The sequence below is a fragment of the Indolivaga macrotermitis genome, from assembly GCF_900128985.1.
GTDB lineage: Bacteria > Bacteroidota > Bacteroidia > Bacteroidales > Dysgonomonadaceae > Dysgonomonas_A > Dysgonomonas_A macrotermitis.
The window spans coordinates 1-24,281 of record NZ_FQUC01000022.1 but is presented as its reverse complement, the minus strand read 5'-3'; the positions used below and the strand labels follow the sequence as shown (position 1 = coordinate 24,281).

Below are 24,281 nucleotides of genomic sequence, written 5' to 3'. Positions count from 1 at the left end.
ATTAAATATTACGACTCCTTTATGCTGCCAATCTCTGTTCGATAAGAGGTATATTCTTTTCTACAAGCTGTACGATTTGATTGTGGTACTCGGTGTTCTTGTTACAAACACCCCTGCTTTGTATAACTTGTAGTTTTGAGAGTGATACTTCAATAGTTTCCATTTTCTTTCCGTCAATACAGGCGGTAAGAATCAAAGAATCTATTTTTGAATAATAACCTCCTACACAATGGTGCATCAACTTACCCTCCAATATGATTTCCTCTATGCTTTCAAGTACCCGTACTTGAATATGTCCGTCAGAAAATACAAGTCCGAAGAATTTAGCTTTGGCTTCTCTAAATGATTCTTCCTTTTCCCGTAGTTTTTCGATTTCTTCCTGTGCATCGGCTTTTGCTTTCTTCTGTATATACCTGTCATGTTCTTTGTGCAGGTCATTAGGACATACATATTTAGCATTATGCAGGTCTTTTCCGAACATGCGTAAATAATCGATATAGTCAAACCACATGGTAGCATCTTTTATTTGATACCCGTTACGGATGCAGATACGAATAGATGCCCAGTAATTATCGAGTTTTCGGCTTGTATCACTTAGGAATGCTTTGAATAGATGTGTTTGTCCCGATTTCAAAAAAGTTTCCATTCGGTTATCTTTTAATAATGCCCTGTATACATCAAAAGGTCTTTGATTGAAATGACGCTTTTTAATGCCTGTTCTTTTAAGTTCGGGTATTAACTGCCGTTTCGGATAGTAGTAATACGGGAACAATCTGTTATAAGCATCTACTTCGCTTCTTAGCTCCAAAGGTGTGCTGAATATCCACGAATCATAATACATTGTACCCATAGTTTGGCGAAGCTTTGCAAAGGTGCAGTATCTGCCATCAGGTGCAATCCATCGTTGCATAACTTCCGCATGAGTGTATTCGGGATATGAGTCTGCTTTTGCCGTGCATTTTATCATCAGATAGCGGATGACCTGATAGCCTTGGCATGTCGTTATGAAACATAGGTATTCACAGCTTTTAAAAATCCGCTTATTAGTAGTCTGAACTTTCAATTTTGCTTTGCAATTAGGGCATTGGTGTTCTCCTTCCTCGCCTGTGAATACATGGTTACATTCTGTACAGGTGATTTTAGCTTTGGAGGTTCGCTGTCCGATATGCTCGATACAGTTTTGATATCCCCATTGTATCTGTTCTTGTGTGATAGACGGTAATTTTTTACTCGCTTCTACAACTGCTGCTTGGAACTTATTTTGTGGTTTCATAGGTCAAAAATCAAATAATGTGGGTTGTGGATTCAATTCTACTCTTTTAGCCTTTTTAACAGGCTGTTTCATCTTGGTATATGCTTCGTTCTGTAATTTCTTGATAGCTTCCTGACGTGCTTCTGCCTTTTCTTCTTCGGTGAGTTCTACGACATGATTGACTGCTATATGACAACCATTCATAGAATTACCGACTTCAATAATATCTTCATCATAATAGTGTACTGCCATTGAGTAAACCTCTATATCTGTAAAGCCGTTACAACCGCTTTTCTGTACTGTATTCAGAATATATGTGATACAGTCGTCTATGTTCTTATCTGTTTTTGCAAATGATTTGGCAAACAACGGGTCTGTTTCTGCCCGTTGCTCTAAATACGTTAATATGGTTCTTGTAAAATATGCTGTTGATTTCATATCTTGAGTTATTTGTTGTTGTTATTATTATTATTCAGATTCAATACTCCTTCTAATTCTTCTCTCTTGGTTTTGGAAAATATCCATCCTGCTTTCTTTTCGTTGTTGTGGGTTAATCTTGGATTGAATTTCCCACCCATAGCAGATAATAAGTTTTTGATAGGCTTCGTATCTCCGAACAGGGTAATCGCTTTCTCTGAATAATCGACTATCTCAAATTGCAGGTTCTCAGATTGTATTTGTATGGACTCTTGTTCCGAATCGTTTGGATTGGTATTATCGGTTTTGTTGATATTCTTCTCTGTCTTATTCGGTTTAATATGAATACCATCGGGAGAACCTGCTGTATAAGCAAATTCTTCGATTGCCCTTTCTCTGTTATAGATAGGCTCTTTCTCTATTATCCAACCTCTGTATTTGCTTTCCCCTAAATAATAGCCTGCCCCCATAGAGTATTTTTCCCTATGCTCGTAATCTTCATTATATTCCGCTAAATAAGCTGTTCCTTCAAAGTTGGATGCGTGTTTACGCATTTCGGAGAATATATCCCTTGTGTGTTTGGAAAAACCTAATATTACATTACTTACGGTAGAGGATGCAAAGTAGTCTGTCTGTGAATCGGATTCATCCTGTTTCAGACGACCGACAATAATTGCTTTTGCATCGGCAGGAAGATTGTTCCGAAGCCATTCACGACCAACAACCCGAACTTCTTCCCTGCGTTTTTCTTCGGCTCTCTGCTGTTCCATTTCATCTACCCGTTTGGCTTGTGCCTTGGCGTAGAGTTCTGCTACTTCTTCTTCGGTCATAAACTCGATGTTCTTATCATCGTAATACATACCGATACCGAACTTTTGACTCAATGGTTTAATTATTTCGGATTGGTGGAAATCAAGCGTTCTGAGGTTGATTAAGTGGTAATGATAGCCAAATTGGTTATGTGTTATCTTATGGACTACATCCCTGCTGTATGAATAGCCTTCCATTTGTATAATTTGGTTGACTTCTACTGATTTAACTTCCGTATCTGTTGTTGTTCCTCCGAAAAGGGAATATAATTTTGTCATGGCTGTAAAGTTTAAAAGATGAGTAATAGAATTAATGCGGTAATGAGGATAAAGGAGAGTAACGAAAAAATGACCTTTAGTACAAACTTCACTACCTTAAATACAAGGCATATCCCCATATAGGCAAGTATACAACCCAACACTATGGATGTGTTTATACTCAGATGAACAACCACCCATGCACACAAGGCAAACCCTGCTACCCACAAACCCAATTTTATGATGATTCCAGAGGGGAGGGAGTTTTGTTTCAATATGTTTTTTCCGTTTCTCATAATTATGACATTTTTTTTCATGCGTCATCCGTCAGGTCGGTCGTTTTTGTTTCATAGAGCAACAAAAGGTATTGTGCTTTCAGTACAGGCATATTTTTTCGTCAATAAATACGCTCGCCGAAGGAAAGAGGAAGATTTTTACGGAAACCCGTCAGGGCTCGAATATGAATGTCTGAAACACTATCATACCTTTGCTCTGATGAACAATAGACCGAACAAGGATGGCGCCCAGACAAACGTGGAATGGTTATGGTAGAAACGGGAAAGGGCATCGTTAGAAAAGAGAATAGTAGAAATATATGCTGTCGCAGCATATCAGATACGGTAGAAAGTTTAATACTCAAGTGTAGCCTGAAAGTAGCTACTCTTGGTTTATTATCCGAGACTGTTTCCGAAATGTAGGTTATTAATGTAATTATAGAATGCACAGTAATAGTGTGTATTCGAATTACTGATTATATAACCTATGGAGGGAAGGGTCGCAGGATTCATTATAATATAATTTTTATGTTTTATTATCATATGAAGTTTAAGTACAATCCTCTTTATTCGAAATAAAAAATAGAGAATATTTGAATAATAATACTGGATTCTATAATAGACAAGAAGAACTAAGTTCTTATTTTGAAATTGTTTTTCCCAAAAATATACCAATAATGGATTTAGCTCCGAGTTCTGTCAATTTTCGCTTTATTTGAATAAAACTGTTTCCGCTTGTAAGTATATCATCTATCAGTAGGTATTTCGCCAAATTCAAATTCTTCATGTGACTCGTTTTTTGTATATCTCGTTTGGGGTGCTTACGTCAAAATGAATCTTCTATAGCCATAATATTTGTAGATTATTTTAAACAATTTCCTCAAACATATGTTCAAATGAGAGGTTTATATTTGGACTCAATGTTGACTTGCCGTCTGGATTATGAGCCTAGTGATGCTAAGATGAATGTTATTTTATTATTGGGTACAAACTTTATTATAAGGCTATTGGATTTAGACATGGGAGAATCTACGCATATTTGTAATAAGCTTTTGGAAAATAGCTTTTTTATTATCAGGAGATTGTACCTTCAAATTTAGGACGGAAATACCATACAAAATGTAGTGGTGTAAGATTTCAAATACATACTTTTCTAAACATATAAGGAAGTTAACTAAATGTCTCAATTATATTCATCTAAAACCCAATACAACATGGACTATTCAATTTCTACAAACGAAAAACAAAAAATCTTAGAGAAAAGGATTTCCTACGACGACCTGAAAAAATGGAACGCACTTCCCACATTACTTGCCACAAAAGAACATCTGGATACTCGAAAAAGTGTCTACCTCGGAATCAATAACATATTTGACGAAGAAACTTTCCTGAAATGGATCGGTCTGAAGAATCCACACTCTTTTACGGTAGCCGAAGTGCTTCAAACCACCATACACCCACATTTTAAATGCTGGTTGCTCTTCCGGCAAGAACTGATACCCCCAGCTATTATGGGATATTGGGGACTCGGTATGTGCCGGAAAATACTTTCAAAAACAAACGCCACGAATCAGGACTACCGGTATGACTACCTTCTGCAAATAAAACAAGCCTGGTTACGGCATGAAGTCAGCCTCGGTAACCTGATGCATGCCACCCGTAAAGCCAAAACAATATACGAAGACAGCTATATGACCGGAAATGAAAGTGTACAAACGGAAGCTTATGCCCTTTATGCTGCCATGCAGGAAGACCCTGTTACCAGCTACCGAATGCTGTTTGATGCCATGAGCTGGACAGCGGAAAATATATCCGAAGTGTATTCGGACATCCTTCAAATCATATCGAATAGTTTACAATCGTAATAAACTTAAATATACTCACTATGAACACAGATGTTTCAGTTTTTTTGCCCATAGGAACAATCCTGTCCTATGCCGGAGCTATAAATAGAGATAAGGAAAAAGAACTCAAGGAATTGGGTTGGCTCTATTGCAACGGACAATCACTCGCGCGTACCGGAGAGTATGGAGAACTTTTTAATGCAATAAGAATGAACTATGGACAGGCGGATGATAACCATTTTAATGTACCCGACCTGCGCGGAGTATTTATTCGCGGTACAAGCGGTACAACAAATAATGACCCCGATAAAAATGACCGCACATCACTCTTGTCCGGTGGTGCAATAGGAAATAAACCTGGATCATACCAAGGTTACGCTACCGCCGTACCGAAGAACAGTTTCAAGGCTCGTATAGATCGCAACAATATTGTAAACAGGAGCGTTGATGCCGGCTGTAATGTTGCTAGCTCTGGAAAATACGGAGGAAACAGCGCTGGAGTATCTACCGATGGTAAGGGAGGGGATCTGGAAACCCGCCCTAAAAACAAATACATATATTATATCATAAAGCACTCATTCAAAGACAAATACAATGAGGATGTTATTCCACCCATAGGTTCAGTTATTCCTTTTTCGGGAATAAAGATTCCGGATCAACTGACCCAAAATTGGATGCTTTGTGACGGGAAAGAGGTGTCGGCTAAAGGATCATTCGATACATTATATAAAGTGATAGGAACCGCGCATGGCAGTTCGGGGAATTTCCTTTTTAATTTACCTGATTACAGAGACTATTTTCTAAGAGGAGTAAGCGAAAATACCAATCGTGATCCTGATGCCGGAAAAAGGGAAACTTCTTTGGCAGGAGGAAACATAGGCAATGCTGTTGGCTCTAAACAAAATGATGCCACAGCCTATCCGATGAATGATTTTGTTACTACAATACCTGGTTTGCCCTCAAAAGAAGGTAGCTCCATTATTTCCGGAACAGCAAAAGACGCTTTTATATGGAATAGTGGTGTAGTAAATAATGTAAATGTTGCCACCGGAGGCGGAGATTCTGAAACAAGACCCCGGAATTGGAGCGTAGATTATTATATCCGTTTCCGCTGATTAACTACTTAGAGGATTTTATAACTAAAAAAACGAGTAAGATGAATAAAGATATTTTTCCGATAGGTGCCATTTTGTTGCAAGGAAATGACTTACCAAAGAATGATCGTTGGCTTCCATGTGATGGACAGAACCTTTCGAAGGCAGAATATGCCGAACTTTTTGATATAATCGGCAACAGATACGGAGAAGATAAGCAAAAAGGAACATTCCGGATACCCGATTATCGGGGTGAATTTCTGCGCGGAGCCAAAGCCGGAACTAATCTGGAAACTTTAGGTCCGGGACTGTTCGAAGACTGTAGCACAAAAAAGCCGAATGGTACATCTTTCTCAGCTAATATTCCACATCTCCCTACTTCCGATAAGGGAACACACGGAGTTACAAAAGGTGATAATATCGGATATAATGATAACACAAAAACCATAGAACAAAATACCTGTACCAAAGGAGGGGACAAAGAAACCAGACCTATAAATGTATATGTAAACTACTACATAAAAGCTCGTACCTAAATCTCACTAAAAAATCCTGTTCACATGAAAAATTCATTCTCCGATAGCCCTGTAGCAATAAATCATCAGGGAAAAGCCATTTATTTTTCGGCAGCGAAAGATCGCGATAACGCTACCGTAATCTATAAATACAACATATTAAACCTGAAAGTAGATTCGCCCGACGACAACGGCTGGCAGGGAAAACTGACCCTCAGCTTTCCTGAAGAAACAGCAATGATGGGAATAAATATCCTCCGTGTTCCCCAAACAATAAATACAACAGACTACTTTCAGGTAGTCACCGATCAGGAATACATATATCTAATCCGCAGCCATGAGAACATACTCTACCTCAACCGCTACCTTATGGTACAGAAAGAAAAGGCTGACGTTCAGACCGACGCGCAATATGAGCTGCAACCCTCATGGGAGGTGCGTTTTCAGCGAAGCGGAAAACCCGACACACCGCTCAGCAAAAAAGATACCCAGAGTTTCCTCAATCTGGACGGGAAAAATTTCGTGGAACCCATTTATATTCTTCCGCTAGGTACCGCTAACGGATATGTAAATCTCGGAAATGGTAAATTCAGTGCCGAACTGCTTCCTACCGGAGTACAGGGAGAACTACGTTGGCAGTTTATTTTAGTCAATGAAGAAGACGGATGCCTTTATTCATATTCTTTTGCCAGAACCCAAAACGGTTGGATCTCTTTAGAAGATGTACCATTTTCAGGAGAAAAAAAAATACTATTGCCAAACCGCGTAATGAGATTAACACTCGAAGAAGAGAATTTCACTGTACAAGGAATACCCGAAGCGGTAGTATACAACAAACAAGAAGCCGTCAGGACCGCAGACAACAACCGCCTGCAAATGCAACGCAGCTACCGATATCTGTTAACTGTACAAGGAAAATCTACGAATGGAAAAGTTTCGTTAGCTACTATCGACAGTGCGATATCAAAAGACGGAATCCCCGCATTCTTCGATGGAAATGGTACTTTACTTACTATCCAATTGGGGACTATCCAGCCTGCGGGGTTCTGTCTTCATTTTGATAACAAGGCGTATCTCACTATTCCTTCGGGAGAAAAACCGTTAATACTTGATTCTTCTTTCACCATCCAATTATGGATATACCCGGAAGAAAATAATGAAGGGAAAAACTACATATTGGGACCCGACACCGGAACACAGGAAAAAGACTATCCACCACTACTGTGGATTACAAACAAATATCAAATTGGTATGGGATTTGGAAACGGGACAAAATTCCTATCTACCCAAACGGAAAACAATGTGCTTGTTAATGATAAATGGAATAATGTGGCTGTAATATTCTGTCAGGGAGAATACAAAATATACATCAATGGCAAAGAACAGGCTTTAAGCCCCGAAGGAGATGTATTTAAAGATCAGCAGCCCACAGCCAAACCAATAAACCGGATAGGTTTTGAATCGGGTTCTTTCCGGGGCGACCTGGATGAGGTGAGGATATGGAGCGGAAATCAACTTGCCAAAGTAACGGAATTTTTATATAAGGAATTACCCGGAAAGGAAACTGCCGACAGTGCGTTGCTTGCCTACTGGAAATTAAATGAAGGAAGCGGTACACGAGCATACAATGGAGCATCAACATATCCTGGTCGCGATGCAATTCTTGAAGGTCCTATATGGAAAGACAGTAGTTGCCCTGCTGTCCCCCCCACATTCAACACGCTGACAGATGACCAGGGACTCACTCTTGAAGCAGGATTGCTTACTGCCGAAATGAACAATTTGCAATCTTTTAACCTCTTTGGCGATATGCAGCCGGGAACAAGGCCATGCTTGCTAAGTAGCTACGATGGTATGATACATCTGTATTATCAAGGTGCAAAACAGCGATTTCTTGCTGCACAGTATAATACAAATATAGCAAGAGCAGTAACAGCGCTTAACTGGGGGGCGGGTGATCCGCTAAACGACAATTACCTGCACGGTACCATTTTGTTTGCCTCACGCCAACCCGGTACGATCATGAATAACAGCACTGCTGTAATAAAGAAAACAGAAGAAAATAGTTACAGCCTCCAATTATCAGATGGGCTCAGCGCGTCCGAAAAATGGCAAGGCATGCTTCCTCGTGCCGATTATATCCTTTCCGTTGTAGGTGGTCAATATGTAACAGACCCCGTGGACCTCAAATCCCAGGAAGAAAAATTTGTTTTTTATGACGAATCAGGAGCTTATAATATAGCCTTCATGCATATGGGCAATCCGAGGTTAGAAAGATATATGCTCTATATCAGTAATCAAACAGATCATTTCGTAGTACAAACAATCACCATCGAAGCAGAAACAACAAGCAATTACCTATCCGTTAAAATAACAGGCCCCATAGACCCGCAAAACCCACAGGCGGGAACTTTTGTGAGCGGATGGAAAAATGTACCCTCAAACGCTTCTCTTTTCACGGCTGTACTAAACGGAACATCCGATAATTACGATTATACAACCGGAGCAAACATATACCCCGGCAGTACCCGTGTATACACTCTACAGGCCAGTATGTTTAAATTACTGGTTGCTGTTCCCGATTTGCAGGCCTCATTAAAAGAATTTGTTATAACCCCTGCCGACAATGATACAGAAGCATATTGTGATGTGAAAATTATCCTTGAAATCGGTGGTGAACGATTAATCGGAATCTGGAAAAAAGTGGACCGGAAACTCATGCTGTTTGTCAATACCATGAAAAACAGCGGGGCGGAAACAGAAAAAAAGATTGCAGGTTATTTATTCTTTAATCATTCCCGTCAGGCTGTAGACACTTCAATAGATAATACTATTGTAAATATGCCGTCGGAGGCAAGCTTATATTCTCTTTGTTCGTTCCTTTCCGTTGTGAATATGGGAGTAGAAAACGATGTAGAAGCGCATACGCTACAATTGAAAAAAACACAAGGCTTGGAAACAATGGGATGGTCCAAAATGGTGCGAAGACAACAAATATCAGTAAAATCCAAAGGTTCCGCTATGTTTGCAGCTTATCTGTCTCATCAATCCGATAATGGATATCCACCCGCTATCCTCACAGACAGCAAAGGAGAACAGACAGGCATTCTTCAACAGGTAGGACAAGACGGCGGATGGCGTGTCTTTCCCCCGGGAAATGCTGTGAAAATCATCAACAAACGATCGGGAATAGAGATACCAGCTGTAGAAGCAACAAAAACACTTGCAATATCTACCGGATTAACCCTCGAGTCGTGGTTAAACATACATCAACTCCAGATAAGAGACATACAATATTCGCGTGTAATACATGCTAACTTGGGAGAAGACCAGAACAATTTCCCGTATATGATGGGATGCGCGAATACAGCATCCCTGAAATTTTTAAAGGGAACCCAACTCCAAACAAAAGATGACAGTGTAGCAGAAAGTGAGAAAAGATTATTCCAATCATCAACCTACACTATCCAGTTTTATATAAAACCCGATTTAAATACCCTTGTAGACAAGGCAGGGCGGTTATATGTAAAATCGACAATTAACGCAGATCAATATGAAGAATTACAGGCCAGCCTGGAAGGAGAGTTAATATTTGTAATAAAAAATAACGGGCAACAAACGACACACATACTCGGTACAAAACTTACAGACAAGGAATGGAATATGGTGACCGTTGTGCGGAATGGAGATAACTGGAGTTTTTATATAAATGGACAAGCCGATCAAAAGGCACCCTTCAGATTAAGCGGCTATACCATTAATACATTCCATTCGCTAATACTGGGAGGAAACACCCATCAATATGCGCTCGAAATGGAAATGAACCTATTCACTGTATGGAATAATGCATTTGCTCCAAAAGAAATTTCCGACCAGTATCAGAAAGCAGTAGCTCCCGATGCCCTCGGATTGTTGCTTCGCTGGGGAATGGATATATATCAGAAAGAGGACAAAGTGAATAATACCGCCACAGCCACCGAAGGACGATATAATACATCGGTAACCGGTGCGTATTATTGGGAATATGGAGGTTTGTTCTACCGCGTATATGCAGCTGTATATAACAGCGCAGTGCAAACAAGAGACGCCGTTATCGCTGGAAATGACTGGCACCATATCGCAGTCGTGTATACTCCACATTTTGGTGTGAAATTGGAAAATGAAAATTATGCTGATTGCGGAAATCAGGAATTATTAAATGTGGAAAACGAAATATCTTCCGAAGCATGGTTTGTTTCTTCTGAAAAAGAAAACAACCAGAGAGTAATATGCAGCAAATTCGGAAAAGATTTGGAAAACCAAAGCTACGAGTTGGGTATTACAAAAGATAACTATCCTTATTTTACTATCGGCCTGTCCGGAATAAGCGAATATGAAGGGAAAGCAGTAGATAAAAATAAGTTATTTACAGTAACAGGGAAGGATAAAATAGTTATCAGCGGAGAGTACTATATAGTCGCTACTGCAAAATTAAGTGAAGAAATAGAGGAAGTGAAAGCAGGAGGGGTGAAAAAATATTTCCTGCTCGAAATGTATATTTATATAAACGGTGAATTAGTGGGTACAATATTTGACTCTAATAAGAAAATGTACACAAATAATACCGTGTGTATAGTTTCATCAACCGCAGCTTTTAATATCGGACGCACTAAACCCGACAGTAGCGAGCAAAGGGAGCATACGTATTTTTATGGAAAATTATCGGACTTGTATTTGTGGAATAAAGTTTTATCCGCTCCGGAGGTTAAAAATCATTATTCTTCTCATGTACTCGACCGTAGCCAATTAGATGGAATTATAGCTTGTTGGACATTTGAGGAACAGGTGGGAAGGGTTGGCTATGATAAGAAAGGTGATAGTAACGCAACTTTTCGTGATAGCGATATGTGGATTCTGTATCATGATAACGCTAACCTTATTCTACTTATAGACGGAAAAGAAGAAATACTAGAAAGCTGTGATTCCAGTGCCTTTGGCGGGTTTGAGCCTCAGTTAAAACAATTCACTATAGGTAATATGTACAGCCGTGATAAGGCTTTCCTCTATCCGTTCCTGGGAAGTCTCGACGAGTTGCGTATATGGAATCAGCCCCGCACTTGGGAGCAAATTTCCGATAATATGGAACGAAAACTATCGGGAGCAGAGTCCAACCTTGTCGGATACTGGCGATTTGACGCAGGATCGGGAAAAATAGTTGTAGATTATTCCGTAAATGGTAACGACGGTAAATTTGTAAGTATGAAAGATACAGAATTACCAGTATGGGTATTATCAGATGCTCCCGTAAGCAACGAAGCTTCAGTAGTACTCAATGCCCTCGGAGGAGTGACAACAAGTAAACAGGTTATGATTGATGGTAGTCCCGCGGTTATTGAATATTCGGACAGCCAATACGACAGCAGAGGTAATCTTTTCAGCGTATTAAAACGCGCCTATATCTACAAAACAACCGATGGAGTAATGCGTCTTATTACGGGATACAAGGTTGGCGATTTGCAGATGGTGTATCTCGGACAAATACAAATGAAACCCTCACTCATCGGATACATAGAAGGAGCACCACCTATTCCAAGCGAAAATATGACACGTCCTTATTATCAAGATCCCGCCTTTTATGGTTCATACAATAACGTAACCTCCGTAAAACTCACGCAGGAGAAAACAGATAAAATCACCATCAACGGACAGCGTAATAGCGGCAGTCAAACCAATTTTGCCTTTCAGATCGGAGGAGGGTATTCAGGCGAAAGCGAAGCTGGACAATTCATATACAAGAAAATAACCAAACTTGAAGCTAAATTTCTCGTAGCCACAAATATTGACTGGGCCGAAAACGAAACTAACGGAAAATCCATAAGTTCTTCTTTCCATACAGCTGAAAGCCACCTTATGTATAACTGTGGCGACTGGGAAGCCCCAGATATCAAAGGGGGATTTTTCCTACAATCCGGCGAGAGGAGGTTTATTCCAAGTAACGAAGGGTATGCTCTTGTAAAATCCGGCTCGGCGGACATGTACACCCTACTATTAGAAGATACAGGTACTCTTGTCGGTGTGTCGGTCGTACCCAATAAAGAAATTCCCGAAGACGTAAATATAGTGTACTTTCCGATTAATCCGGCCTATGTGAAAAATGGATGTCTTGATGGAAGAATAGGCTTACAACAAGACCCCGAATCCTCCGACCGGAGTTATTTCAAACCTGGGGAGGCTTATGCTCTGAAGCAGAAAATAGAGCGCGAAGAAGAAAATCTACGAAGCACCTATACCCAGTTCAACGCAGCAAAAAAAGGGAAGAGTCACGATGAAAACCTTGACAGTGTGATTGACAACAACCTATTGTACGAATGGAAAAATAACGTACCTAAGAAAAATATGGTAAACACATACGTTTGGACAGCAGCCGGAGGTTTATATAGTGAACAAAAAGATTACGTATCTGAACTAACTGAATCACAAAGCGGAAACTATGATTTCAATTGGAACTTAGGATTCAACTTTAATCTGGAAACCGTTTTTGCCGGTACTGCTCTCTGGAATGAAACATCATTACTAGGAGGAACACACTTCTCCGTAACCGTCGAGAAACAAAAAGAACAAGGCTCTGCCCTTAACCTCGAAATAAATGCCGACCCGGAAGGATTCCTCAACAAATATTTGGGCGATTCAGACCCTCTCCGCTACTACACTTCAAAACCCGAACCAGGAAAAGTGGATACTTATCGGTTTATGACGTTTTATCTCTCGCCCAACGAAGACAATTTTACCCATTTCTTTGAAAAAGTGGTGGATCCGCTATGGCTCAACACGTCCAATGACTCGCGTGCCATATTACTAAGAGAGGCAAAAAGTAACTTCAATCCTACATGGAAAGTAATGCACCGCGTAACATTTGTAAGTCGTATACCACCCGAATATCAATCTTTTCCACTCGAAAGCCAGGCGGTGGATACTAATCCTCCGGTTAACCTGCTCGAAAATATTTTCATACTCGATTTGGTAAAAGAACGGGTTTCTTCTATAAATCTTGCCGACACTCCCGCCCCCGCAGCCATCGGACAAGCCGTCAGGGAGGTGTTTTACAAAGATTTAATTAATCTTATTCCTTGGTGGAAGGATTTTCTGGATAAGGCGAAGATCGAAAATTCTGAAGAGTATGTTTTGTTGAATTCACTGGTTTTTGATACAATTCAGTATGTTTCGAATTATTATAAAATAACAGGAGGGAAAATGACTGGTTTTTTGAAGTATTGAGTACGAAAGGGTGATTTCTATGCTTGGAGGGCAGGACAATAAGCTTTGTTCTGCTCTGTCTTTCCATAATCTAATAACCGATGGACTAGATTTTGAATGAATGCGAAGGTTTAAAAGCAGGAATTACATGAGCCGGAATGATAATTATAGTGTTTTTCGATATATTGTGGGCAGTCTTTTTTGCTCTTTTTTTTATAATGAAACAGCCAAAGCCACGTAGATAAACTTTTTTCCCACTACTCAAAGAGTCTTTTACGATCTCCATAAAGGATTCAACGATTTTCAAACTTGATGTTTTGATATCTGCATATTCTATATTAGCTTTATTGATTTCTGTTTTCATCTCAAAAAAAGTAGACGTTCTTCTAAGATTTCATAAAGAAAATAAGGAAGCATTTGCTTCCTTATCAATATTGGACTCAAATTTAATAGTTAGTATTTTTTATTGAATAACTATTTCATCAAGACTATCACATAGAGGTAATTTGCTCTATCTTAATAAAAACTTTTTGTTTTGTGGCATCTGTCAATGTGGCTCCCGGGTCTATCCCAGCCATAATGGTAGCGATATATGCCACTTTAGTAGATGTAGAAGTATCTATCCACGAATAATACCGGTACTCGGGCCCACTATTATTTCCATTATATATACCTGCATTTCCCCATGGAGCATAGGCTGTAGTAGAATTACTGGTCCAGGTATTTCCCTGCCCACCACCAAATATATGAGAAGGTACTTGTAAGTTTCCACCGGCATCGGTTATTTGTCCGCCATAGAAAGTCGAGTAATTCCACATCAGGGTTTTCTGCACAGTCGAGTTATTTCTTATCTGAACATTATTATTTGAGCCTGAAGCTACCGATTCGGTATTATTACTTGCTGTCGCTGCTGATGTCTGGTTCGAGTGTCTTAGAAAAACCCTTAAAGTATATAGCCCGTCGGGAGTGTTACATTGCACAGAGAATCCTTTGGCGCCGGTATCCGCATCTGTAATAAATGCCATATAGTTCATAGTCGCAATTGTTTTAATATCGGCATTTGCCTGATCCCCAACTTTGATCTGACAATTTCCACTCCAGAAGTTAATATCCAATTTGGGTGATGACGATCCATTTATTGGTATGGTGATCCCCTCCGGCGTACTTATATCAGGAGTTCCTTGTACAATAAAAAGAAGATCGCCGGAACCATTCTCCAATTGGCCCTCCTGTAAAGTAAACGTCAATCCATGAGAGGTAAAAGTACTTCCCCCTGAATAAAAACCACCATTACCTCCTGTGTATGAAACTTTCATAACTCCCGAATAAGCCATGCCGGCTTGGTAAGAAGCCGGATTTAGTGTTGCGCCTGTGCACAATAAATCACCTATCAAGGGGGCTACAGATGTGGCATTTGTAAGAATACGCCATTCCTGTCCGTTCCAATAATAAAATCCTTGAGCTAATGCTCCTCCGGAATTAAAGACCATCAGGCCAGCGGGTTGACCTGAAACCTGATCCAGATCCATCGTTGAAGAAGTTAAAACAACCCGAGGTATTAATATTCCTTTGTCTGAACTGACAGCATCAAAAACAGACGATATATCAGGTGTTTGAGTGTTTATTCCAACCTGAGCACTTAAACAAACGGGTAATAACCCGGTCAGTAGGAGAATCTTTTTTTTCATATAACTTTTATAGACAAAATATATATTCCGACTTTTTTTTTAATAAAGTTTACTTGTGTGTGTTTTTTATTCGCTGGTACTACACTTTTTAATAATTATCTAATCATAGGGGTAAATACTTTCTTGAAAAAAGAGTCTTCTGTTTATTAATAATGAAATTAAGAAAACAACTAAGCAGGTAATGTGTTGTATGCCAATTCATAACTATAAGTGAATGAGGTAAAGTTTTGTTTATTTATAATAAAATTAACAATAAAGTGTTTAAAATAAAATATCTTTTTAGGGTAAACAATTTTTGATTAAGTTTAGTTTTGAGGAAATATAATAAAAATTGATCAATGTATATTAATTAATGTTAATCTGATTTAAACGTTAATTATCGCTATTTTAATTTTATAAGATTGGAAGAGGCTACAACATGGCTAAAAAAGGTTTAATCGTATAATCTATTTGACTGAAAAATGAAAGGTTTTTGGATAGAATAGACCGTTTGTCCTTGATACTCTTAGATATAGTTTTTTCTAAGAGAGACTTTGAATACGAAAAGGAAATATTATAGTCGATCTTCAAACTGATTTAGTTGTTCCAACGCAACAATCTTCAAAAGATATCACTCTTAAAAGTATCGATGATATAAATTTGAAAGAGAGTGGGGGAGTGTCAGAAGAAAAACAAAAAGAGAATTTTTTGACTTTACTCTTATTTTTTTTCTCAAAAAAAATTTGCAGAGAAAAAAAAGCATATTACATTTACAGCCGAATTCAACTCTCATTCAGATGGTTAATAGTATTAAAAATAGGCGCAAAATCAATAGCAATCTAAGTTTTAACAATTTAGATTTGTTTTTTTGTGCTGAAAAATTAGAGAGAGAGAGAGAGAGAGAGAGAGAGAGAGAGAGAGACGCATTTAAATAAAGCAAAACCCGTAAAGTTACGAACTTTTTCGTCGTATTTAGGCAACGATACGCTTTTTAGTGTATTTGGTGCTCTTTTTTGTGTATATAGCACTTTTTATTCATCTATTTCATACAACACATTTAGTATATCATTCAATAAAACATGTTGGCTGGGCAGATTGTGCCGGGTTGAGTCGTTGTTGTTTTTGTTGTTATTTTTTTCGAGTCTTATCCGAACAACTGCCTGCACGCAAGCCAGCAACCTAAGACAGCAGGGTGCAGGGATTGCACTTTGCTGTATTTTTCTATCCCTAAAAAATTACTCTTTTATAACAACAATTTAGAATTAAAAGCAATGAAAAATAAAAAAAGATATTTATTAATATTATGCTTAGTTAGTATAACGACTTTACAGGCACAGGTCGGGATTAATACCCAAAATCCTTTGGGTATTTTCCATGTAGACCCATTGGCTAACACGAGCGGAACAACATCTTCTCCCCTTAATGATTCCGATGATGTAATTATAGACAATAAAGGTAATATGGGGATAGGAACCGCTACCCCTGTGACTAAACTTGATATTGTTTCTGCAACTCCCGGAGCTATCAGAATTGTCGATGGGAATGAAGGGGAAGGGAAAATATTGTCGTCTATCGATGGTACCGGTGTCGCAACGTGGCAGAATGTTACAGGTTCGTGGTCGGCTGCATTAACAGGTGGAGAACTCCCTTATACATCGGTTATCGGATATCGGGATATCAAGTCTTTTTCCGGAGCGTTTACTTCTCAAGCCGGAATTGGAGCTGCTGATATTGTAAATGGATCTATTAAAATTCCGTATGATGGTGTATACCGGATATGTATATATGCTACTTCTTTGATGAACAGGTATTCGGGATACTATATTGCCGGTTTCTTCATTGTATATCAGAATTCGGTAAAAATATGGGCACCTCACAATTTAGGAAATACCAATATCAGTAATGAAAAACAGGTTAGTTATATGTCGTTTGCGCAATTAAATAAAGATGATATAATAACCATTGCAGGAGTGGAGACTATTACAGAATATTCGAATGGGGTAAAAGACCTTACTCTTTTAGTCGAATTTGTGCAGTGAAAATACTTTTCGGAATTTATTCCGTAGTAACCGGTATTATATCTTTTAAAGCTTAAAATAAAAAACATAACTTCTGTCTAAAATAAAAAACCGAAATGAAAACTTTTACAATAACAGTCATATTTATATTTATTCTTAATAACGGAATATATTCTCAGATCGGAATAAATACAACTAACCCTAAAACCTTATTACATATAGATGCAGCTTCTTCTGTTGCAGCAACTAATCCGCCAACCGGAACTATATCGGCTACGCAGGCTTCCGATGATGTGGTTATAGACAATCAGGGGAGTGTGGGTATAGGAACTGCCGCACCCGGTACTAAACTCGATATACGAAGTTCGTCTGTAGGCGCTATCAGAATATCGGATACCTCGGAGGGGGTAAATAAGATGCTTCTCTCCGATGCCAATGGGGTGGGTACATGGGCTTCTGTTGCGGGTTCGTGGTTTGCTATTCTCAATGGTAAATGGACTCCAACTTACTATACTTCATATGCGATGAGACAGGTTACGGGCTTCTCTACACAAATAATATCTAATCCGGCTCAGGGAGGTGCGAATGCTACAAATGGAACTATACAGGTTCCTTTTTCGGGAAAGTACAGAATCACGATATCCGGACACTGGGGGACAAACAGGGTTGGAGATAATCCATATAAAATTGTTCCGGCGGTTTATAGAAACGGGGTAATAGTGTGGACCGGTAATTGTATCGGATATAGTAATACTTGGGGATTAAATCCCACCTTTATTACTGTTTTAGATTTTAATCAGAATGATATAATTACAATGTATACAGATGAGACAGGAACTTCAAATGCGAATAATATAGATGATTGCACATTTGTCTGTGAGTTTCTTCATTAATGAGTCTGTTATGAGCAGGAAGAATTTATTATTTCAGCAAAAACAGTAGTTGAATAATGCGGAGATACCAATCCATTGAGATTTATTATACTGGACTCTTACAGGTGTTGTTATGATGCGAGTAAGTGCAACGATAACTGGTAGTGGTATGGATACTACCTTATTCTATTCCAGATATACACTACTTTGCAAAACTTCTTGTTACTTATGAACTATTACAGTCGCCATTTCCCAACAATTTATAATATGTAAACACTAATTATGGGAATAATGTGAAGATTGATAAATTTTACAATAATGTATAGATTACGAAAAGGGCCTTCTATATATTCTTTTCTGCATAATGTCAAATTAGATATATGTCCATATATCAATAGATTAGATCGGTAAATGACATTGGCTAAACCATTGGTGTATAGTGGAATTTTAGAATTAAAAAAAATTAACTTTTTGTAACTACTTTTTTTAGTTAGATCTAAAAACTTTTTAGCTACTATATTCGTTTATGATGAAATGAATAGCAAAACAAACTTACAAATACCTATTTATTAATACAAACTCATGAAAAAAAGACTGGTTTCGACGCTTATTGCGTTTATGTCTATCACATTGTTAGCATATAGTCAAGTAGGAATAAACACAGAAACACCTATTACAGCTCTTGATATCAATGGAGATCTCCGGGTAGTCACTGTACCAACTAACACATCGTCACAAAATGTTCTGGTATTAGGCACCAACAATGTAGTTTCCCAAAATACGGTAGCAAACCTTATGGGTAGTGCATCAGGGCTAAAGTCATTTGTCCGGGCAGCGGGAGGTTCTTCCACTAGCCTTATCTCGTTAGCAACAAGTATACTAACCTCCGGTTGGTTTCAGATTGCAATGCCTGTAGAAGATTTTGACATTAATACTGATGTAACTACACGTCCTAATGGAGATTACAATACAGGCACTTACGAATTCACTGCACCTGTCACAGGCTTGTATGAAATCTTTGTCCAATTCAAAACATCAACTGTTGTATCGGCTTCGGAAGTAGGGGTCGGTATTTTCAAAAGAAATTCAGGTGAAACAGCCTTTACGCTGATTGCCGAGGAGACATTTTTAAGTGTAAATGTATCTGTCCTAACAATAAACTTGGATGTCTCTCCTCCCACCCGTAAAACGCAGACCTTAGTACAACTCAATGCCGGAGACACTATTATCTTCGGAGCTAAAGTTCCTTTAGTTTCTGTAACCTTAGTGGGAGGAACAAGTACTTATTTCACAATTAACCAAGTCAGATAAAGACGACACTGATTGTTTTTGCTATTTATGCTGATCCGTTAGAGGATACAACGTTTTAGTTGTATCCTTTTTTATCTAAATAATAATAGTGAATAACAAAAAGCTGCTTCTTTATGTTCTTAGAATTATGTATGCGAAAAGATGGAGAATTTTTCAGATTTTGGGTGCAAGTAGATAGCGTAGCCTAATTATATTGTTGGGGGATGAAATGTCCTACCATTCTAAATTGTTTACATAGAACAAACACAGTTGATGATGGTTTATATTTAAAAGAAATCACTTTCCTAAATAAAACAGATACCTTTCCTCTGTATTATATCCGAGATATAAAGCTAGTTTAAAGCTTATACTTAATCCTCAAATCATTATACCTGAAATCTCGTTGAAACTGATATTCAATTCCAAGGTTATGATAAAAGAATCCGCTGCCGACATTGGTAATATCTAAAGTCAAATAGCCAGCAGAGGCATATAGCTGAAATACTTTTTCTTTGGTTATAGTTTCTCCTTTTACGTACTTTGTTTCCGTTTTAAATTATCCGTTTTTTTTTGTATAAAATACATCAAAAAAACAACCGGAAAAAAAAGAAATAATTATAGGATAAATTATGGATTTTTTCGTTATATTCATCCATTATATTTTTTATACATTTGTACCGTAAATTATTTATTTTATTAGTTTTTTAAGGAAATAGGATAGATGATAGAAATTACTACCATTGAAACAGAGTTGTAGTGATACAATTCTGTTTCCTTATAGATTTTAAGTACTACGTTTGACTAGTTAAAGGCTGTATCTCTACAGCCTTTTTCCTTGTAGATGAGACTTACTCGCTTTGAAAGATATTTTAAACTGTCGATCTCCAGTTTTCTAACTTCATATCGGTTTGCTACATATATGATCCATTTAGAGGGCACTGTCTACGGGACGAATGTATTTTTCCGACCCTACGATGTCGGCGTTCTTTATGTACCGGAATATATTCCTTATCTACAACAATACCCGAAAATGGTTTATCATTACATCCAACTAATAGTGTTAATAAAATAACAGCTGTCAAATAAATTTTTATAGTTCGTTTCATATTATCGAATTTTTTATACATTTGGGACACAAATTTCTTATTACAGTAAGTAAGTAAAGAATTTATACAAGTATTGTTTTATGTGGAACAGAGTTGTAGTGATACAATTCTGTTTCTTTCGCTTTTAATTACAATTCTATTCTTGTTTAAGTTGTTTCAATCCAATGAAGTACACCCGCAAAAAAGAATTAATTACAGGATAAATAATGGACTTTTTCGTTATATTTATTTATTGAATTTTATATACATTTACATCGTAAATCATCTAGAATAAGTGAGTAAATAATTTACATGATTATTGTTTTTTATATGGAGCAGAGTTGTAGTGATACAATTCTGTTTCTTTTCATAATCTTGTTTTTATTCCGGTTGTATAATTATATTTATATCCTAGAATAGATAATGCAATTACACTATATTCATAATGGTAATCACAGGGTATATCTTTAATCCTGCTTACTCCATATTTAGACAATGAATACCTAATCCATTCCCTAGCCCACTGTTTAGCTTTACGCCTCTTTAATCGCATCGGATAATTATTATTTTATAGTTACCTTTTAAGTATTTAGATGTAAATACACTATCTGCTTTATGAAACTGAGCTTCAAAACGATTCGGCTTACTTATTTCTTTTCTGGGCTTTTCCTTACTTTTCGCTTGGACTCCATAACAAGCCGAGACCCCGGTTACAAGAGCGAATGATAGAGCAACTAAGATATATTTTTTCATTCCTCGAATTTTAAGTCATTTATCCTATTCATCCATCCGGCTAGGAACTTCCTTTGCGAAGGGTTTTTCTTGATTATACTTTCATATAAGCTCTTACGGGCTTCTATATTTTCTGAAATAATTCTTTCTGGTCCGATAATCATTTATTGCCGAAAGTGTCTTCTTCCCGACAATACCATCGGGAAGAACCCCTAAAATATTCTGTATGTTTTTTATCTTGCCGGTACCGCATCAGTAGTGAATATACAGCACTCCAAATACCGCATTCCTGTACTTTTTTGCTGGATGTATTGACCATTTTAGGGATGAATGTTAATTGCTCAAATATCTGTTTCATTTGGCTTTCTTATTTAATAAATACTTGATGAATTCGAATCTCTTTCAGGATACCTAAATATCCCAGATCAACCTGATTGCTGTAAGTTTCGCGTTCAAATGATATATTGTAATAAGCGGCTTTGGTATTCCGGTACTGGATCAGTCGAAAAAGCCATTCGACACCATAAAGAATAAATACAGTAATTCCTTCATTTGTGCTGTGTGAATGGTCTCGTGATTAACGAGGGCAGCTTTCAAAGGGTTATATTCTTTTCGGGCAAAGATGATTCCGAAAAGATTAATCGCTATATACCCTTTGATCGGTAAAATCGTGTTGTAGATTATTTTCATATGGTTATTTACCCTAAAATATAAAGTGGCTGATTACCTTTATGTTAAAGGTAAGGACAGAGAAAACAATTACGGAAGAAAATGTAAGTCGGGAGTAAACAGTATTTTTTTTATTTATGCATTAAACAATGTTGTATTTTGTGCTGTTAAATAATAAAATTTGCTCTCAAACTTTAAAAATGAATCATGGATAAAATGTTTCTAACTGAAACAGAGAAGCGCATTATCCGAGTCTTGGCAGAATCGGATAATCATGAAACGGGAAGAGATACTTTCTGTATTGAAAAACAAGATTTCAATAAAACTGTAGAAACTTTACAACTCAAAGGCTTAGTACAAGGATTATGCGAGACAAATGAATCGGAGTATTTGGCATGTCGTCTAACAAGTACAGGTATTACTTATCACCTGTTCAACCCGCGCCTCAGGAACCCAAAAACAGAGGAAGAAATAAAAGCGGATAAAGCGAAAGCCAAACGGCGGGAATTGAAACTAAAAGCTATCAATTGGACGGTAGTTGTTATTTCAGCCGTTATATCCGGATCACTGGGATTTCTTATAGGGGAGTTTTTATAGAAATCGTATTTCATAGAAAAAGAGGATATACAACATATCCTCTTTTTTATAGGTTTTGTGTAAGACTAAAGATAGTCGTTTTTTTGTAAATTCCAAGCATATATTTTTTTTAACTGATTATGAAACTGATTTGTCAAAATCACTTCTATCAAAAGTGAGTAAATCTATTAAATTGACACGAGAGACATTGTTTGGTATCTCTTTATCAATAGGTGAGGAAAAATCCCCCTTAAATGCCATATAAAATATATGAACTGGCTTTAGTTGGATTTTTGTGATTGGGTAAATCAAACAATTTAGTACATTCCTCTATTGTCTTGCCTCGTTGGCGAAATTTTCAAATTTAGATAGCATTTCTTCGAATATTTTTGCATTAAAGGCAGGGCCAGCGATAAGAATCGTAAGGGAAATAGAAAAGAAACAGCAAAGTGCAATCCCTGCACCTTGCTGCCCCTATGTTGGTTTTACGCTCGTGGCAGTTGTTGTAAGGAGAGTATTCAAATACAAAATTAAACACAATAAAACAACGTCTCTACACAACACAACTTACCATACCAACATTTATAGGAAAAAAATATATAATATAATTAACCGGATATATCTAAACTATTATTTTCTTGAACAGTACTTTATAGTGATTCATACGAATAAAATTTAATTATTGTCGATCCCTTAATTCCCATTAGTGCGCAACAAAAATGAAAGGTTCTGATACACCTGAAAGAACCCATGTTGCGGTTGACGATCCACCACCAACATATCCCCACAGATAAAGAGTTATGTTTGCAGTGCCTGTATTGTTTACAAAAAAAGTGGCTTGTCCGACAGCTTGAGCATCTTTATGTATAGGAAATCCGGCGAGACGCGGAACCAGAGTGAACCCAGTCGTAGAACTGGCGGATGAACTAGAGGTTGATAACGTAAATGTGACATGTCCTGACATATCGGTTGCACCTACCATACCACCGACATATACCTGAGATTTTCCGGGAGGTACGCTCACATACATACCCAAATAACTATAAGTATAGGCAGCTGTGAATGTTCTGTTCGCGCTACTAATAGTACCATTTGTTGTTCCGGGAACCAAGTCTGTCCAACTGGCATTACCCGAAGCATCAGAGGTTAATACTTTACCAGCTCCCGGAGTGCGAGGATATTTCCATACACCGTTCTGAGTTGTTGTTCCTGTAACTGTAAGGTTATTGCTTAAAGTAGCAGCACCGGTAACCCCTAAAGTACCGCCAACCGTTTCGTTACCCACTACCGTCGAACTGGCAACGCGGGAGTTCCCCGTTATATTACTCGTACCAGTAACCTGAAACTTATACGAATCAGCAGTATTGGACCCTATAGCCACACTTCCAGTCTGATAAATATTCTGCGCATTAGTCGAAGCAAGGGTTGTACCCCCTTGTACCAGCCAAGGCTCGGTTGTCGCAGTAGTCGGCAAAGCAGTCCAGGTTCCTTTACCCGAAGCATCCGACATCAGAAAATTGCTAGCCGCCGCACCATTACCAGCTAAAGTAAAACTTCCAGTAGAAGCTATAGTCGTAGCACCAGCTACCCCTAATGTACTCGATAGGGAAGTAGCACCGGTTACAGCAAGTGTATTGGATAGAGTAGCAGCACCGGTAACCCCTAAAGTGCCGCC

Annotated in this window: 22 protein-coding genes; 9 read left to right on the top strand and 13 right to left on the bottom strand. The window is 38.0% G+C overall.

Annotation, left to right across the window (positions count from 1 at the left end; genetic code table 11):
• Positions 1–19: 19 nt before the first annotated feature.
• From BUC12_RS18680 to BUC12_RS18665, 4 genes are read right to left on the bottom strand one after another with little or no spacing between them, the layout of a single operon-like run.
• Entirely contained in the window at positions 20–1,273 is a 1,254-nt protein-coding gene (locus BUC12_RS18680) for a PcfJ domain-containing protein (protein WP_062184631.1), read from the bottom strand.
• Positions 1,274–1,276: 3 nt separating this feature from the next.
• The gene (locus BUC12_RS18675) at positions 1,277–1,690 is read right to left on the bottom strand and encodes a PcfK-like family protein (protein WP_062184628.1); all 414 of its coding nucleotides are present in this window, start codon (positions 1,688–1,690) and stop codon (positions 1,277–1,279) included.
• Between the two features lie 8 nt (positions 1,691–1,698).
• Positions 1,699–2,757 (bottom strand): hypothetical protein, encoded by a 1,059-nt coding sequence (locus BUC12_RS18670; protein ID WP_062184624.1) that lies wholly within the window; start codon positions 2,755–2,757, stop codon positions 1,699–1,701.
• A gap of 11 nt (positions 2,758–2,768) precedes the next feature.
• Positions 2,769–3,032 carry a hypothetical protein gene (locus BUC12_RS18665; RefSeq protein ID WP_073357341.1) on the bottom strand — a complete coding sequence of 88 codons (264 nt, stop codon included), beginning with the start codon at positions 3,030–3,032 and terminating at the stop codon, positions 2,769–2,771.
• Between the two features lie 4 nt (positions 3,033–3,036).
• Here BUC12_RS18665 and BUC12_RS18660 point away from each other — a divergent pair, with 4 nt between their 5' ends.
• Positions 3,037–3,288 carry a hypothetical protein gene (locus tag BUC12_RS18660; protein WP_139262123.1) on the top strand — a complete coding sequence of 84 codons (252 nt, stop codon included), beginning with the start codon at positions 3,037–3,039 and terminating at the stop codon, positions 3,286–3,288.
• A 363-nt stretch (positions 3,289–3,651) separates the two neighbouring features.
• On the opposite strand, the gene BUC12_RS20210 is transcribed toward BUC12_RS18660, so the two are convergent.
• Positions 3,652–3,798 carry a phosphoribosyltransferase gene (locus BUC12_RS20210; protein ID WP_157257595.1) on the bottom strand — a complete coding sequence of 49 codons (147 nt, stop codon included), beginning with the start codon at positions 3,796–3,798 and terminating at the stop codon, positions 3,652–3,654.
• Between the two features lie 427 nt (positions 3,799–4,225).
• Between BUC12_RS20210 and BUC12_RS18655 the strand changes: the two genes are divergently transcribed.
• Genes BUC12_RS18655 through BUC12_RS18640 form a run of 4 tightly spaced genes read left to right on the top strand, consistent with a single transcriptional unit; the run spans position 4,226 to position 13,718 of the window.
• Positions 4,226–4,876 (top strand): hypothetical protein, encoded by a 651-nt coding sequence (locus BUC12_RS18655; RefSeq protein WP_062184616.1) that lies wholly within the window; start codon positions 4,226–4,228, stop codon positions 4,874–4,876.
• Positions 4,877–4,896: 20 nt separating this feature from the next.
• Complete coding sequence (locus tag BUC12_RS18650; RefSeq protein WP_062184613.1) at positions 4,897–5,970, top strand: phage tail protein; 1,074 nt, start codon at positions 4,897–4,899, stop codon at positions 5,968–5,970.
• Positions 5,971–6,011: 41 nt separating this feature from the next.
• Positions 6,012–6,485, top strand: a complete 474-nt coding sequence (locus BUC12_RS18645) for a phage tail protein (RefSeq protein WP_062184610.1) — start codon at positions 6,012–6,014, stop codon at positions 6,483–6,485.
• A gap of 24 nt (positions 6,486–6,509) precedes the next feature.
• The gene (locus BUC12_RS18640; RefSeq protein WP_062184607.1) at positions 6,510–13,718 is read left to right on the top strand and encodes a LamG domain-containing protein; all 7,209 of its coding nucleotides are present in this window, start codon (positions 6,510–6,512) and stop codon (positions 13,716–13,718) included.
• Between the two features lie 85 nt (positions 13,719–13,803).
• Here BUC12_RS18640 and BUC12_RS18635 read toward each other — a convergent pair whose 3' ends face one another.
• Complete coding sequence (locus BUC12_RS18635) at positions 13,804–14,061, bottom strand: HU family DNA-binding protein (RefSeq protein WP_062184604.1); 258 nt, start codon at positions 14,059–14,061, stop codon at positions 13,804–13,806.
• Between the two features lie 127 nt (positions 14,062–14,188).
• Positions 14,189–15,385 carry a hypothetical protein gene (locus BUC12_RS18630; RefSeq protein ID WP_062184602.1) on the bottom strand — a complete coding sequence of 399 codons (1,197 nt, stop codon included), beginning with the start codon at positions 15,383–15,385 and terminating at the stop codon, positions 14,189–14,191.
• Between the two features lie 1,250 nt (positions 15,386–16,635).
• Here BUC12_RS18630 and BUC12_RS18625 point away from each other — a divergent pair.
• The 3 genes from BUC12_RS18625 (at position 16,636) to BUC12_RS18615 (ending at position 19,565) form a co-directional block, all read left to right on the top strand.
• Positions 16,636–17,403 (top strand): hypothetical protein, encoded by a 768-nt coding sequence (locus BUC12_RS18625; RefSeq protein WP_062184599.1) that lies wholly within the window; start codon positions 16,636–16,638, stop codon positions 17,401–17,403.
• A gap of 95 nt (positions 17,404–17,498) precedes the next feature.
• Complete coding sequence (locus BUC12_RS18620; RefSeq protein ID WP_062184596.1) at positions 17,499–18,275, top strand: hypothetical protein; 777 nt, start codon at positions 17,499–17,501, stop codon at positions 18,273–18,275.
• 561 nt (positions 18,276–18,836) lie between these two features.
• On the top strand, positions 18,837–19,565 hold the full coding sequence (locus tag BUC12_RS18615) for a hypothetical protein (protein WP_062184593.1): 729 nt from the start codon (positions 18,837–18,839) through the stop codon (positions 19,563–19,565).
• 890 nt (positions 19,566–20,455) lie between these two features.
• Here the strand turns inward: BUC12_RS18615 and BUC12_RS18610 are convergent.
• From BUC12_RS18610 to BUC12_RS18585, 5 genes are all read right to left on the bottom strand, one after another.
• Complete coding sequence (locus tag BUC12_RS18610; protein ID WP_175552653.1) at positions 20,456–20,650, bottom strand: hypothetical protein; 195 nt, start codon at positions 20,648–20,650, stop codon at positions 20,456–20,458.
• A gap of 522 nt (positions 20,651–21,172) precedes the next feature.
• Complete coding sequence (locus BUC12_RS18600; protein ID WP_073357313.1) at positions 21,173–21,382, bottom strand: hypothetical protein; 210 nt, start codon at positions 21,380–21,382, stop codon at positions 21,173–21,175.
• Positions 21,379–21,525, bottom strand: a complete 147-nt coding sequence (locus tag BUC12_RS20490) for a putative peptidoglycan-binding domain-containing protein (RefSeq protein WP_139262122.1) — start codon at positions 21,523–21,525, stop codon at positions 21,379–21,381. The genes BUC12_RS18600 and BUC12_RS20490 overlap by 4 nt, the downstream gene beginning before the upstream one ends.
• The gene (locus BUC12_RS18590; RefSeq protein ID WP_062185334.1) at positions 21,522–21,719 is read right to left on the bottom strand and encodes a hypothetical protein; all 198 of its coding nucleotides are present in this window, start codon (positions 21,717–21,719) and stop codon (positions 21,522–21,524) included. Before BUC12_RS18590 ends, BUC12_RS20490 begins: the two co-directional genes overlap by 4 nt.
• 140 nt (positions 21,720–21,859) lie before the next feature.
• Positions 21,860–22,051: a hypothetical protein gene (locus BUC12_RS18585; protein ID WP_317041636.1), complete on the bottom strand. Its 192-nt coding sequence runs from the start codon at positions 22,049–22,051 to the stop codon at positions 21,860–21,862.
• 186 nt (positions 22,052–22,237) lie between these two features.
• Here BUC12_RS18585 and BUC12_RS18580 point away from each other — a divergent pair, with 186 nt between their 5' ends.
• Entirely contained in the window at positions 22,238–22,627 is a 390-nt protein-coding gene (locus BUC12_RS18580; protein ID WP_062185337.1) for a hypothetical protein, read from the top strand.
• Positions 22,628–23,309: 682 nt separating this feature from the next.
• Here BUC12_RS18580 and BUC12_RS20205 read toward each other — a convergent pair.
• Positions 23,310–24,281, bottom strand: a 972-nt coding sequence (locus BUC12_RS20205; protein ID WP_175552652.1) for a hypothetical protein, incomplete at its 5' end; no start/stop codon positions are given.

Coding starts and splice junctions, on each gene's coding strand:
- BUC12_RS18680 (WP_062184631.1), bottom strand. CDS start 1,273: ATGAAACCACAAAATAAGTTCCAAGCAGCAGTTGTAGAAGCGAGTAAA.
- BUC12_RS18675 (WP_062184628.1), bottom strand. CDS start 1,690: ATGAAATCAACAGCATATTTTACAAGAACCATATTAACGTATTTAGAG.
- BUC12_RS18670 (WP_062184624.1), bottom strand. CDS start 2,757: ATGACAAAATTATATTCCCTTTTCGGAGGAACAACAACAGATACGGAA.
- BUC12_RS18665 (WP_073357341.1), bottom strand. CDS start 3,032: ATGAGAAACGGAAAAAACATATTGAAACAAAACTCCCTCCCCTCTGGA.
- BUC12_RS18660 (WP_139262123.1), top strand. CDS start 3,037: ATGACATTTTTTTTCATGCGTCATCCGTCAGGTCGGTCGTTTTTGTTT.
- BUC12_RS20210 (WP_157257595.1), bottom strand. CDS start 3,798: ATGAAGAATTTGAATTTGGCGAAATACCTACTGATAGATGATATACTT.
- BUC12_RS18655 (WP_062184616.1), top strand. CDS start 4,226: ATGGACTATTCAATTTCTACAAACGAAAAACAAAAAATCTTAGAGAAA.
- BUC12_RS18650 (WP_062184613.1), top strand. CDS start 4,897: ATGAACACAGATGTTTCAGTTTTTTTGCCCATAGGAACAATCCTGTCC.
- BUC12_RS18645 (WP_062184610.1), top strand. CDS start 6,012: ATGAATAAAGATATTTTTCCGATAGGTGCCATTTTGTTGCAAGGAAAT.
- BUC12_RS18640 (WP_062184607.1), top strand. CDS start 6,510: ATGAAAAATTCATTCTCCGATAGCCCTGTAGCAATAAATCATCAGGGA.
- BUC12_RS18635 (WP_062184604.1), bottom strand. CDS start 14,061: ATGAAAACAGAAATCAATAAAGCTAATATAGAATATGCAGATATCAAA.
- BUC12_RS18630 (WP_062184602.1), bottom strand. CDS start 15,385: ATGAAAAAAAAGATTCTCCTACTGACCGGGTTATTACCCGTTTGTTTA.
- BUC12_RS18625 (WP_062184599.1), top strand. CDS start 16,636: ATGAAAAATAAAAAAAGATATTTATTAATATTATGCTTAGTTAGTATA.
- BUC12_RS18620 (WP_062184596.1), top strand. CDS start 17,499: ATGAAAACTTTTACAATAACAGTCATATTTATATTTATTCTTAATAAC.
- BUC12_RS18615 (WP_062184593.1), top strand. CDS start 18,837: ATGAAAAAAAGACTGGTTTCGACGCTTATTGCGTTTATGTCTATCACA.
- BUC12_RS18610 (WP_175552653.1), bottom strand. CDS start 20,650: ATGAAACGAACTATAAAAATTTATTTGACAGCTGTTATTTTATTAACA.
- BUC12_RS18600 (WP_073357313.1), bottom strand. CDS start 21,382: ATGAAAAAATATATCTTAGTTGCTCTATCATTCGCTCTTGTAACCGGG.
- BUC12_RS20490 (WP_139262122.1), bottom strand. CDS start 21,525: ATGATTATCGGACCAGAAAGAATTATTTCAGAAAATATAGAAGCCCGT.
- BUC12_RS18590 (WP_062185334.1), bottom strand. CDS start 21,719: ATGAAACAGATATTTGAGCAATTAACATTCATCCCTAAAATGGTCAAT.
- BUC12_RS18585 (WP_317041636.1), bottom strand. CDS start 22,051: ATGAAAATAATCTACAACACGATTTTACCGATCAAAGGGTATATAGCG.
- BUC12_RS18580 (WP_062185337.1), top strand. CDS start 22,238: ATGGATAAAATGTTTCTAACTGAAACAGAGAAGCGCATTATCCGAGTC.